At 58.7% G+C, this 12,359-nt stretch carries 10 protein-coding genes; all 10 read left to right on the top strand.

All coding sequences use genetic code 11. The features are described from left to right. Positions 1-118: 118 nt before the first annotated feature. The 10 genes from ffh (at position 119) to JOE33_RS07840 (ending at position 12,281) form a co-directional block, all read left to right on the top strand. Entirely contained in the window at positions 119-1,495 is a 1,377-nt protein-coding gene (ffh, locus tag JOE33_RS07885) for a signal recognition particle protein (protein WP_010427934.1), read from the top strand. Positions 1,496-1,742: 247 nt separating this feature from the next. Next, positions 1,743-2,000, top strand: coding sequence for a 30S ribosomal protein S16 (gene rpsP, locus JOE33_RS07880; RefSeq protein WP_002552521.1), 258 nt, complete (start codon positions 1,743-1,745; stop codon positions 1,998-2,000). Between the two features lie 5 nt (positions 2,001-2,005). Next, entirely contained in the window at positions 2,006-2,545 is a 540-nt protein-coding gene (gene rimM / locus JOE33_RS07875) for a ribosome maturation factor RimM (protein ID WP_004406396.1), read from the top strand. Between the two features lie 5 nt (positions 2,546-2,550). Continuing rightward, the gene (gene trmD / locus JOE33_RS07870) at positions 2,551-3,303 is read left to right on the top strand and encodes a tRNA (guanosine(37)-N1)-methyltransferase TrmD (RefSeq protein WP_025258886.1); all 753 of its coding nucleotides are present in this window, start codon (positions 2,551-2,553) and stop codon (positions 3,301-3,303) included. A gap of 44 nt (positions 3,304-3,347) precedes the next feature. Continuing rightward, complete coding sequence (gene rplS, locus JOE33_RS07865) at positions 3,348-3,698, top strand: 50S ribosomal protein L19 (protein ID WP_002552524.1); 351 nt, start codon at positions 3,348-3,350, stop codon at positions 3,696-3,698. Between the two features lie 103 nt (positions 3,699-3,801). Further along, entirely contained in the window at positions 3,802-4,698 is an 897-nt protein-coding gene (gene xerD / locus JOE33_RS07860) for a site-specific tyrosine recombinase XerD (RefSeq protein ID WP_054994298.1), read from the top strand. Between the two features lie 144 nt (positions 4,699-4,842). Then, positions 4,843-5,583 (top strand): bifunctional protein-disulfide isomerase/oxidoreductase DsbC, encoded by a 741-nt coding sequence (dsbC, locus tag JOE33_RS07855; protein WP_096138791.1) that lies wholly within the window; start codon positions 4,843-4,845, stop codon positions 5,581-5,583. Positions 5,584-5,718: 135 nt separating this feature from the next. Then, positions 5,719-7,023, top strand: a complete 1,305-nt coding sequence (locus JOE33_RS07850) for a homoserine dehydrogenase (protein ID WP_010427941.1) — start codon at positions 5,719-5,721, stop codon at positions 7,021-7,023. Positions 7,024-7,121: 98 nt separating this feature from the next. Continuing rightward, positions 7,122-8,531 (top strand): threonine synthase, encoded by a 1,410-nt coding sequence (gene thrC / locus JOE33_RS07845; RefSeq protein WP_010427943.1) that lies wholly within the window; start codon positions 7,122-7,124, stop codon positions 8,529-8,531. Between the two features lie 120 nt (positions 8,532-8,651). Beyond that, positions 8,652-12,281 carry a transporter substrate-binding domain-containing protein gene (locus JOE33_RS07840; protein WP_240009361.1) on the top strand — a complete coding sequence of 1,210 codons (3,630 nt, stop codon included), beginning with the start codon at positions 8,652-8,654 and terminating at the stop codon, positions 12,279-12,281. Positions 12,282-12,359 lie beyond the last annotated feature (78 nt).

The following is a 12,359-nucleotide window of genomic DNA, read 5'->3' as shown; positions in this document are numbered from 1 at the left end:
ACGGAGTCTTCGCTATAATCCGCGACCTGCTCAAGCCGCAGGCTCGCCGAGCGCCATTTCTGCATTACGGGCCGGGCCGCATCAACCGGGGTTCGACGAGAGCCTGAAAGGATCGCGCATGTTTGAAAATCTGACTGACCGCCTCTCGCAGACGCTGCGCCATGTTACTGGCAAGGCCAAGCTGAACGAGGACAACATCAAAGATACCTTGCGCGAAGTGCGTATGGCGTTGCTCGAAGCCGACGTCGCCTTGCCGGTGGTCAAAGACTTCGTCAACAACGTCAAGGAGCGCGCTGTCGGCACCGAGGTGTCGCGCAGCCTGACGCCAGGTCAGGCGTTCGTGAAGATCGTCCAGGCAGAACTCGAAAGCCTGATGGGCGCTGCCAACGAAGACCTGGTACTCAATGTCACGCCGCCTGCCGTCATCCTGATGGCGGGCTTGCAGGGTGCGGGCAAGACCACCACTGCCGGCAAGCTGGCGCGCTTCCTTAAAGAGCGCAAGAAGAAAACCGTGATGGTGGTATCGGTCGACGTCTATCGTCCCGCGGCCATCAAGCAGCTCGAAACCCTGGCCAATGACATCGGTGTGACGTTCTTCGCCTCCGACATCAGCCAGAAGCCGGTGGACATCGCCCAGGCTGCCATTAAAGAAGCAAAGCTCAAGTTCATCGACGTGGTCATCGTCGATACCGCCGGTCGTTTGCACGTCGATGTCGAGATGATGGGCGAGATCCAGGCGCTGCATGCGGCGGTCAAGCCGGCCGAGACGCTGTTCGTGGTCGATGCCATGACCGGTCAGGATGCGGCCAACACCGCCAAGGCCTTCGGTGACGCATTGCCGCTGACCGGCGTGATCCTCACCAAGGTCGACGGCGATGCGCGCGGTGGTGCGGCTCTGTCGGTGCGTGCCATTACCGGCAAGCCGATCAAGTTCATCGGTATGGGCGAGAAGAGCGAAGCGCTGGAGCCGTTTCACCCGGACCGCATCGCGTCACGCATCCTCGGTATGGGCGATGTGCTCAGCCTTATCGAGCAGGCCGAACAGACCCTCGACAAGGACAAGGCCGACAAGCTGGCGAAAAAGCTCAAGAAGGGCAAGGGCTTCGATCTCGAAGACTTCCGCGACCAGCTGCAGCAGATGAAGAACATGGGTGGCCTTGGTGGCCTCATGGACAAACTGCCGAGCATCGGCGGCGTCAACCTGTCACAGATGGGCAATGCCCAGGGCGCGGCGGAAAAGCAGTTCAAGCAGATGGAAGCCATCATCAACTCGATGACCCCTGCCGAGCGTCGTGATCCGGATCTGGTCAGTGGCTCGCGCAAGCGCCGCATTGCAATGGGGTCGGGCACTCAGGTTCAGGACATCGGGCGTCTGATCAAGCAGCACAAACAGATGCAGAAGATGATGAAGAAATTCTCCGCCAAGGGCGGAATGGCCAAAATGATGCGCGGCATGGGTGGAATGTTCCCCGGCGGCGGCATGCCAAAAATGTAATTGCGTCGCGTGCAAGAGGCTTTGCACGCTTCCCATCTGGGGGGTGACCCCCAGTCAGCCCGCGCTATGCGGGCTTTTGCCGGCTGTCATACCGACAGCTCCCTCGCAAATCTGGATGGCATGCCGATAGGCGCCGGAAAAAGACATTTGCAAAAGTCGGGATATTCCTTAGAATATGCGGCCTTTCGGGCACCTATGCCCGCTGTGCATCTTAGATTTGCAGCACCGACTACAGGAACGATGTTCAATGCTAACCATCCGTCTTGCCCTTGGCGGCTCCAAAAAGCGCCCGTTTTACCACCTGACCGTAACCGACAGCCGCAACGCTCGTGACGGTTCCCACAAGGAACAGGTTGGTTTCTTCAACCCGGTTGCCCGTGGTCAGGAAATCCGTCTGTCCGTTAACGAAGAACGCGTCAACTACTGGTTGAGCGTGGGTGCACAAACTTCCGAGCGCGTTGCCCAGCTGCTTAAAGAGCACAACAAGACCAAGGCCGCGGCCTGAGTCTTATGAACGCGACGCCTGCATCTGCCGACGATCTGATCGTCATTGGCAAGATTTACTCGGTTCATGGCGTTCGCGGCGAAGTGAAGGTTTATTCCTTTACTGATCCGATTGGAAACCTGTTGGACTACAAAACCTGGACGCTTCGGCGCGAAGGCAGCGTTGATAAACAGGTGGAGCTGGTCAGCGGACGCTTGCAAAGCAAGTTTCTGGTCACAAAGCTCAAGGGTCTCGATGATCGTGAAGAAGCACGTCTTCTGTCCGGTTACGAAATCTGCGTGCCGCGTAACCTGTTCCCTGATCTGGACGATGGCGAGTACTACTGGTACCAGCTTGAAGGCCTCAAGGTCATCGACCAACTTGGGCAACTGCTCGGGAAAATCGATCACCTGCTCGAAACCGGTTCGAACGATGTAATGGTTGTAAAGCCCTGCGCGGGTAGCCTGGATGATCGCGAACGCCTGTTGCCCTATACGGAGCAATGCGTGTTGGCAATCGATATGGCTGCTGGCGAGATGAAGGTGGATTGGGACGCGGACTTCTGAATGCCATGGCCAGCCTGCGCATAGAAGTCATCAGTCTGTTTCCCGAGATGTTTTCCGCCATCAGCGAATACGGCATTACCAGCCGTGCGGTGAAACAAGGGCTGTTGCAGCTGACTTGTTGGAATCCGCGGGATTACACCACTGATCGCCATCACACTGTGGATGATCGCCCATTTGGCGGTGGTCCGGGCATGGTGATGAAGATCAAGCCCCTTGAAGATGCTCTGGTTCAGGCCAGGCAAGCGGCAGGGGATGCGGCGAAGGTGATTTACCTGTCGCCACAAGGCCGCAAGCTTAATCAGTCTGCGGTACGCGAACTGGCGCAGGAGGAAGCGATTATCCTCATCGCCGGTCGTTATGAAGGCATTGACGAGCGTTTTATTGATGCTCATGTCGATGAAGAGTGGTCGATTGGTGACTATGTTCTTTCCGGTGGCGAGCTGCCGGCTATGGTCCTGATTGACGCGGTTACGCGGCTGCTGCCTGGAGCTTTAGGGCATGTGGACTCCGCGGAGGAAGATTCCTTCACGGACGGTCTGCTGGATTGCCCGCATTACACCCGACCTGAGGTGTATGCGGATCAGCGTGTTCCCGACGTGTTGCTAAGTGGCAATCACGCGCACATCCGGCGTTGGCGTTTACAGCAGTCCCTTGGGCGGACCTATGAACGACGCGCTGATCTTCTGGAAAGCCGCTCGCTTTCTGGAGAAGAGAAGAAGCTGCTGGCGGAATACATCCGCGAGCGGGACGATAGTTAACGTATCGATGGTCGATCCAGACGGATTACCTTAGGAGCACCAGCATGACTAACAAAATCATTCTTGCCCTCGAAGCAGAGCAGATGACCAAAGAGATCCCTACCTTTGCACCAGGCGACACCATTGTCGTCCAGGTTAAAGTGAAGGAAGGCGACCGCGCTCGTCTGCAAGCATTCGAAGGCGTTGTAATTGCCAAGCGTAACCGTGGCGTGAACAGTGCTTTCACTGTTCGTAAAATCTCCAACGGTGTTGGCGTTGAGCGTACTTTCCAGACTTACAGCCCGCAAATCGACAGCATGGCTGTGAAACGTCGCGGTGACGTTCGCAAGGCCAAACTGTACTACCTGCGTGACCTGTCCGGTAAAGCAGCGCGCATCAAGGAAAAACTGTCCTGATACAGTTTTTCGATGCATAAAAAAGGCAGCCTCAGGGCTGCCTTTTTGCTGCCTGCTGTTTGATGATTCATCCCTTGTCTACCGACCCACGCACTGAGTAAACATGGCTGCCATCGACCACCCTTTGATTGACCAGTTTCTGGATGCGCTCTGGCTCGAGAAGGGGCTGTCCGACAACACCCGGGATTCTTACCGCAGTGATCTGGCGCTGTTCCACGGCTGGCTGCAGGAGCGCAACGTTGACCTGATCAGTGCCGGGCGTGAAGTCATTCTCGATCATCTTGCGTGGCGCGTTGAAAATGCCTACAAGCCGCGCTCCACGGCGCGTTTCCTGTCTGGCGCACGTGGTTTCTACCGCTATCTGTTGCGCGAGAAGCTGATCTCTGTCGATCCTACCCTGCAGATCGACATGCCTCAATTAGGCAAACCGCTGCCCAAATCGCTTTCCGAAGCTGACGTCGAAGCATTACTTGCTGCTCCCGACCTGAGCGAGCCCATCGGCGAGCGTGACCGCGCCATGCTTGAAGTGCTGTATGCCTGCGGTTTGCGTGTGACCGAATTGATCAGCCTGACCCTGGAGCAGGTCAATCTGCGTCAGGGCGTGCTGCGCGTGATGGGCAAAGGCAGCAAGGAGCGGCTGGTGCCTATGGGAGAGGAGTCCATCGTCTGGGTCGAGCGCTACCTGCGCGGTGCCCGCGACGAGTTGCTTGGCGGAAAACCCAGCGACGTGCTGTTCCCCAGCACGCGCGGCGATCAGATGACCCGGCAGACTTTCTGGCACCGCATCAAGCATCAGGCAACGGTTGCGGGCATCGGCAAATCCCTGTCACCGCACACCCTGCGCCATGCCTTCGCCACCCATCTGCTCAATCACGGGGCTGATTTGCGCGTGGTGCAGATGCTGCTGGGGCACAGTGATCTTTCCACCACGCAGATCTACACCCACGTTGCGCGTGCGCGGTTGCAGGAAATGCACGCCAGGCACCATCCGCGCGGCTGATTCACGACGCATTTTGCGAAGCTTCTTACGTCGCTCCGAGTCGGCCCCGCGAGGCTTATGTGGTAGGCTTTGCCGGTTTCGCCTATCAAGGCTGGCGCTCCTTTTTCGACAGTCGCCAGCCTGTCCGCCGTCATAGGAGTTTTCATGCGTTTGCCACAGATTTTCGCTGCCGCCGCTTTAATGCTGGCCGGCACCTTCAGTATGTCTGCCCTGGCTGATGCAGCCCCCGATCAGGCTATCCGCAAGACCCTCGACTCGCTGGAATTGCAGCTGCCGGTCGAGAGCATCTCGCCGAGCCCCCTCAATGGCCTCTACGAAGTGAAGCTCAAGGGTGGCCGCGTCCTTTACGCCAGTGCCGACGGTCAATTCGTGGTTCAGGGCTATCTGTTTCAGGTGCAGAACGGCAAGCCGGTCAACCTGACCGAGAAGACCGAGCGTCTGGCCATTTCCAAGACCATCAATGCCATTCCTGCTTCCGAGATGGTGATCTATCCGGCGGTGGGCGAGACCAAGTCTCACATCACGGTATTCACCGACACCACCTGCCCGTATTGCCACAAGCTGCATCAGGAAGTCGCTCAGTTGAACAAGATGGGTGTCGAAGTCCGTTACCTGGCCTTCCCGCGTCAGGGGCTTGGCTCTCCGGGTGACGAGCAGTTGCAGGCCGTCTGGTGCTCCAAGGACCGCAAAGGCGCGATGGACCGCATGGTCGATGGCAAGGACATCAAGGCCGCCAAATGCGACAATCCGGTCAGCAAGCAATACGAGCTTGGCCAGTCGATCGGCGTCAACGGCACGCCTGCCATTGTCCTGGCCGACGGTCAGGTGATTCCGGGTTATCAGCCAGCAGCGCAGGTTGCCAAGCTGGCCTTGAGCGCCAAGTAAGCCGGTGTATCGGGTGCGCCTTGTGCATGCAGGGTGCACGTGTCCGGCGGGTCGTCAAATTTTCAGCCGCATGGCGCCATGCGGCCGTTTTTCCACAGCCGATTCAGGTTCGGCTGTTTTTCGGGGAGTTCATCAGTGAAACCGGTCAAAGTAGGCATATGTGGGCTGGGTACTGTCGGTGGCGGTACTTTCAACGTACTTCAGCGTAACGCCGAGGAGATTGCCCGCCGTGCCGGGCGTGGAATCGAAGTCGCGCAAATTGCGGTTCGTACACCAAACCCCAATTGCCAGATTACCGGTACGCCGACCACCAGCGATGTATTCGCCGTTGCGACCAACCCTGAGATCGACATCGTCGTAGAACTGATCGGTGGTTACACCATTGCCCGCGAACTGGTGCTCAAGGCCATTGAACACGGCAAGCATGTGGTAACCGCCAACAAGGCGCTGATAGCCGTTCACGGCAACGAAATTTTCGCCAAGGCACGCGAGAAGGGCGTGATCGTCGCTTTCGAAGCGGCTGTCGCCGGCGGTATCCCGGTCATCAAGGCCATTCGTGAAGGCCTGTCGGCGAACCGTATCAATTGGGTTGCCGGCATCATCAACGGCACTGGCAACTTCATCCTCACCGAAATGCGCGAGAAGGGCCGCACCTTTGCGGATGTTCTGGCCGAGGCTCAGGCCCTGGGTTATGCCGAAGCCGATCCGACCTTCGACGTCGAAGGGATCGATGCGGCGCACAAGCTGACCATCCTTGCCTCCATAGCCTTCGGCATTCCGCTGCAGTTCGACAAGGCCTACACCGAAGGCATCACCAAACTGACGACTGCAGACGTCAACTATGCCGAAGCGCTGGGCTATCGCATCAAGCATCTGGGCGTTGCACGCAGCACTGCTCAGGGTATCGAACTGCGCGTACACCCGACGCTGATCCCGGCCGATCGCCTGATCGCCAACGTCAATGGCGTCATGAATGCCGTGATGGTCAATGGCGACGCCTCCGGTTCGACGCTGTTCTACGGCGCGGGTGCCGGCATGGAGCCTACCGCGTCCTCCGTGGTGGCCGATCTGGTCGATGTGGTCCGTGCCATGACCTCTGACCCGGAAAACCGTGTGCCTCACCTGGCCTTCCAGCCCGATTCGCTGTCCGCCCATCCGATCCTGCCGATCGAAGCCTGCGAGAGCGCCTACTACCTGCGCATTCAGGCCAAGGATCATCCGGGCGTGCTGGCTCAGGTCGCGAGCATCCTGTCCGAGCGTGGCATCAACATCGAATCGATCATGCAAAAGGAAGTCGAGGAACACGATGGCCTGGTACCGATGATTCTGTTGACTCACCGGGTAGTGGAGCAGCGTATCAATGACGCCATTCAAGCCCTGGAAGCCCTGCATGACGTAGTGGGACCGGTGGTTCGTATTCGCGTCGAGCACCTTAATTAACATCAACTGCAAGCTGTCAGCTCCAGGCTGCAAGCCGATCGTTTCGATTTTGCAGCCTGAGGGCCCTGGCTTTCAGCCCAGACCAAAGGTTTGATCCCATGCGCTATATCAGTACTCGCGGCCAGGCGCCGGCCCTGAATTTCGAAGACGTGCTGTTGACTGGTCTGGCCAGCGATGGCGGCCTCTATGTGCCGGAAAACCTGCCACGCTTCACGCAGGAAGAGATCGCTTCCTGGGCAGGTCTGCCTTATCACGAACTCGCCTTCCGGGTGATGCGCCCCTTCGTGGCTGGCAGCATCCCGGATGCCGACTTCAAAAAGATTCTCGAAGAGACCTACGGCGTGTTTGCCCACAGCGCTGTTGCGCCGCTGCGCCAGCTCCACGGCAACGAGTGGGTGCTCGAACTGTTCCATGGTCCGACGCTGGCTTTCAAGGACTTCGCACTGCAACTGCTTGGTCGTCTGCTGGACTACGTACTGGCCAAGCGCGGCGAGCGTGTCGTGATCATCGGCGCGACTTCGGGCGACACCGGTTCTGCGGCCATCGAAGGCTGCCGTCGCTGCGACAACGTCGATATCTTCATCCTGCATCCGAACAATCGGGTATCGGATGTACAGCGTCGGCAGATGACCACTATCTTCGGCGACAACATTCATAACATCGCCGTCGAAGGCAACTTCGACGACTGCCAGGAAATGGTCAAGGACAGCTTCGCCGATCAAAGCTTCCTGAAGGGCACGCGTCTGGTCGCGGTCAACTCGATCAACTGGGCGCGGATCATGGCTCAGATCGTTTACTACTTCCATGCAGCACTGCAATTGGGTGGGCCTGCGCGTTCGGTGTCGTTCTCGGTGCCGACCGGTAATTTTGGCGATATCTTCGCCGGTTACCTGGCGCGCAACATGGGGCTGCCGATCAACCAGTTGATCGTTGCCACCAATCGCAACGATATCCTGCACCGCTTCATGAGCGGCAATCAGTACGTCAAGGAGACCCTGCACGCCACGCTGTCGCCTTCCATGGACATCATGGTGTCGTCCAACTTCGAGCGTCTGCTGTTCGATATGCACGGTCGCAACGGCGCTGCCATTGCCGAGTTGATGAGCACGTTCCGCCAGGGTGGCGGCTTCAGCGTCGAAGAAGAGCGCTGGACCGAGACCCGCAAACTGTTCGATTCGCTGGCGGTCAGCGACGAAGACACCTGCACCACCATCACCGAAGTGTTCGCCAGTACCGGCGAGTTGCTCGACCCGCATACCGCTATCGGGGTGAAGGCTGCCCGCGAATGCCGACGCAGTCTGGACACGCCGATGGTGATTCTGGGCACGGCGCATCCGGTCAAGTTTCCGGAAGCGGTGGAGAAGGCCGGTGTAGGAAAAGCGCTTGAGCTACCTGCACATTTGTCTGATTTGTTCGAGCGGGACGAGCGCTGTACTGTTCTGCCAAACGACCTGAAAGCCATACAGGCGTTTGTCAGCCAGCACGGCAATCGCGGCAAGCCGCTCTGATCGAAGCGTCGTGTAACAACTTTAGGCCCGCCACTTGGCGGGCCTTTCTGTTTCTACGTGCCAAACTTCGCTGGTTTTTCGAACCATAGAGTCGGGTCATTCGTAGTGAAGCAGGCAAGTATGCAAAGCGTAGTCAGGGAGGCAGGCAGCACATCGAGAGGCCGCGCGTGGCGCAGGGTATGGGTATTGCTGGCGCTGGTCTTTGCCGGGGTAGCCAATGCGGCGCAGAGCTTGCCGTTTTCACTGACAGCCCCGTTCGTGGCTTCGGAGGATCTTAGTCTCGCAGATCAGGATCGGGCCTGGCTGGAGCAGCGCAAGGTCCTTCGGGTGGGCATTGCGATTGCCGACTACGAGCCAATTGATATCACCAGTGACCGTAACCGTTATCAGGGCATCAGTGCCGACTACCTGGGGCTGGTCAGCGACCAGTTGAACCTCCCGGTGCAGGTTACCGGGTATGCCAAGCGTGATGAGGCTATCGAAGCGCTGCGCGACGGCAAGATAGATCTGCTGACCAGTGCCAATGGTTTCGAACGGGGTGTGAAAGGTCTGTCCTTCTCAACCGAATACATGCCCGATCGATCGGTAGTCGTTGGCCGTGGCAACGACCTGGGACCTTCGTCGGGCCTGGCCGGCAAGAGCGTCGTGCTGCTTGATGGCTATGCCGATTCGGACGTGCTGCACAGTGTTTATCCTGACAGCCAGATCATTATTGCGCCCAACCTTTACAGTGCCCTGGAAGCCCTGAGTCAGGGTGAAGTGGATGTGTTCATCGGCAACGAAGTCATTGTCCGTGCCTATACCGCCCTGCGTCCCTATCTCGGTCTGCAGATCAAATTCGAAAGTCGGTTGCCCCCGGTGGGGTTTTCCTTTGCGGTACGTGATGACGAGCGCCGCTTGCTGGCCCTGATCAATCGGGCCCTGGACAGCATTGCCCCGTCGACCGGTCGTGAAGTGTTCGGTCGCTGGACCATGGGCCTGGGCGCTGATGTTGAAGGGCAGCGGATTCGCCTCACCAGTGCCGAGCGGGGCTGGTTGCTCAAGCACCCGAGTGTGACCATCGCCACGGTCCAGCACCCTCCGTATATCTACAAGGACAATAATGGCCACTGGGTAGGGTTGAACGCTGATGTGCTATCACGCATCTCACGCATGACCGGCCTGCAGTTCGTTCATCAGGAATTACCTTCCACGCAGCAGGCTATCGACGTGCTGCGCGCGGGTCAGTTCGACACGAACACGACGCTCGCGGAAAACACCGAGCGCCGACGGTTTCTGGATTTTACCTATTCGTTCGGCGGCAATAGCTGGATGTTTGTGGTGCGCTCCGACCAATCGTCGCACATATCGCTCGACAGCCTGTCCGGGAAAGTACTGGCACTGCCTGCCAGGCATGCGCTCGAGGACATGATCAGGCGCGAGCACCCCACGATCCAGTTGCGGTTGGTAGACACCTATGATCAGGCCCGTGCGCTGGTGGAAAGCGGCGCTGCTGACGCGACCATCCAGAATGAAGTGGGCGCCTATCTGTTTCCGTCCGGACGGCTGAAGGTTGCCCGCAGTGTCGAAGGACAGTGGTCGCCAGACAGGTTTTCAGTGATCAAGACCCAGCCCGAACTCCTGGGTATTCTGAACAAGGCACTGGAAGAGTTTCCGGTGGCCGAGTTGCGCTCGATCCGTATGCGGTGGCTGGGCTCGGCGCTGCCTCAGCCATCCCTTTGGGGGCGCATACCACAGTGGGTATTCTGGGTGGTATCCCTGGCGCTGCTGGCCGGACTGGTGTCGCTGGCCTGGAGCAGTCGTCTCAAGGTGCAGATTCGTCAGCGTCAAAAGGCGCAAAGGCAGCTCAATGATCAACTCGCGTTCAAACACGCTTTGCTCGACGGTATCCCCAATCCTATTTACGTGCGCGACCTCAAAGGGCGACTGATTTCCTGCAACCGTAGCTATGAGCAGAGTCTGGGCATCAGCTTCGAACAGATGAATGGCCGACGCCTCACAGATGTCAATCTGATTCCGCGTGCCTTGGCCGAGCAGATGCACACCGATTACCTTAATCTGCTGAAGGACCATCAGCCGGTCTTTTCCGATCGCACCCTCGAACTGCCCGGCAAACGTATGGATGTCTGGCAATGGACGGTGCCGTTCTTCGCCGCCGACGGGCAGTTGCAGGGGCTGCTCGGGGGCTGGATCGACATCACCGAGCGCAAGCAACTGGAACAGCAACTTCAGAACGCCATGCGCATGGCCGCTCAGGCCAACGAAGCGAAAAGCGCTTTTCTGGCCAGCATGAGCCATGAAATTCGCACGCCGATGGGGGCAATCATCGGCCTGCTGGAGCTGGAGCGCGAACATACTTTGCGCCGTGGAGAGACCCCCTCGCATGGCCTGCAGGTGGCGTACCGTTCGGCTACGGAGCTGGTAGCGCTGATCGGTGAGAGTCTTGATCTGGCCAGAATCGAAGCGGGCAGTCTGCAGTTGTCACTGGCCATCACCCCCTTGCACGACCTTTTCGACGGCGTGATCGAACTGTTTTCCGCGCAGGCCCGGGAGAAGTCTGTCGAGCTGCGCATGGAGTTTTCCGCGCAGGCGCGAGGCGACTACTGGCTTGACCCGATGAGGTTGCGTCAGGTGTTGCACAACGTGCTGGGTAACGCGTTGAAGTTCACCCGGCAAGGGGCGGTGGTCGTGAAGGTCGATGTGACCAGTGAATCATCCGGCTCTACGCGCGTGCGTATCAGTATTCAGGACAGTGGCGAAGGTATCGAGCCGGAGCGTCAGCAGCATGTATTTCAACCCTTCACTCAGGCAAGCGACGACACGGCCGCACACTATGGAGGGAGCGGGCTGGGGCTGAGTATTACCCGGCAGTTGGTGGAATTGATGAAGGGCGATATCAGTCTGCATAGCGAGCCGGGGCAGGGGACACTGATCACTGTCGACTTGCCGTTGACCAGGCTGAACGAGCCGGTGTCGCCAACCGAGGATGTTCTGGATGCGCCTGTCGATACGCGCAGCCTGCACCTGCTGGTGGTCGATGACATGTCGGCCAATCGTCTGGTGCTGACCGGACAACTGGAGTTTCTTGGCCATCAGGTAACGGCTGTCGAAGACGGCAAGGCGGCGCTTTCGAGCTGGTGTGAAGGGGGGTTCGATGCGGTCATCACCGACTGCAACATGCCGGGCATCAGCGGCTACGCATTGACCCAGGCCATTCGCCAGATTGAAGAAAAAGAGCAGCGTCAGCGCTGCCCGGTGATTGGGTGTACCGCCAACGCGATGAGCGACGAGGCGGCACGTTGCGAGCAGGCTGGCATGGACGGCCTGCTGATCAAGCCCCTGTCACTGGCGCGTCTGGCTCAGGAGCTGGCGGATCGGGTACGTGAGCCGACGTTCGACATCGGTACGCTGCAAACCATGACTCAGGCCAACCCGCAGCAGATGCAACGGTTGCTGGGCGAGCTATGGAAGAATCTGAGGCATGAACACGCTTTGCTGGAGCCTGCGGTGTCGGCCAATGACTGGAAGACGCTGGGCGCCTGTCTGCATCGGCTCAAGGGCGCTGCGAGTCTGGTTGACGCAGTACCGCTTGCCAAGGCCTGCGCCGCGCTGGATGACAGTGTCCGGCTGCAGAGCGCGACCAGTCTGGTTGAACGCTGGCAGGCACTGGAGGCGGCCATGACCGGCCTGCGCGCCGATATCGAATTGCAACTGGTGGTCGTGCCCGAGACTGCCGTGCCAGGCGATTGAGCCCTGCGGACAAGATCTGGCGGGTTTAGGACATGTCCTATGGGGCGGGTGCCCTGGACGAGCTACAGTGAGTGCTAT

This window comes from Pseudomonas sp. PvP027 (assembly GCF_017833005.1).
Classification (GTDB): Bacteria; Pseudomonadota; Gammaproteobacteria; order Pseudomonadales; family Pseudomonadaceae; genus Aquipseudomonas; species Aquipseudomonas congelans.
This window is presented reverse-complemented; position numbering and strand designations above follow the sequence as displayed.

What these genes read in the sequence shown, in the direction of transcription:
- ffh (WP_010427934.1), top strand. Translation starts at nt 119, where the DNA reads ATGTTTGAAAATCTGACTGACCGCCTCTCGCAGACGCTGCGCCATGTT.
- rpsP (WP_002552521.1), top strand. Translation starts at nt 1,743, where the DNA reads ATGCTAACCATCCGTCTTGCCCTTGGCGGCTCCAAAAAGCGCCCGTTT.
- rimM (WP_004406396.1), top strand. Translation starts at nt 2,006, where the DNA reads ATGAACGCGACGCCTGCATCTGCCGACGATCTGATCGTCATTGGCAAG.
- trmD (WP_025258886.1), top strand. Translation starts at nt 2,551, where the DNA reads ATGGCCAGCCTGCGCATAGAAGTCATCAGTCTGTTTCCCGAGATGTTT.
- rplS (WP_002552524.1), top strand. Translation starts at nt 3,348, where the DNA reads ATGACTAACAAAATCATTCTTGCCCTCGAAGCAGAGCAGATGACCAAA.
- xerD (WP_054994298.1), top strand. Translation starts at nt 3,802, where the DNA reads ATGGCTGCCATCGACCACCCTTTGATTGACCAGTTTCTGGATGCGCTC.
- dsbC (WP_096138791.1), top strand. Translation starts at nt 4,843, where the DNA reads ATGCGTTTGCCACAGATTTTCGCTGCCGCCGCTTTAATGCTGGCCGGC.
- thrC (WP_010427943.1), top strand. Translation starts at nt 7,122, where the DNA reads ATGCGCTATATCAGTACTCGCGGCCAGGCGCCGGCCCTGAATTTCGAA.
- JOE33_RS07840 (WP_240009361.1), top strand. Translation starts at nt 8,652, where the DNA reads ATGCAAAGCGTAGTCAGGGAGGCAGGCAGCACATCGAGAGGCCGCGCG.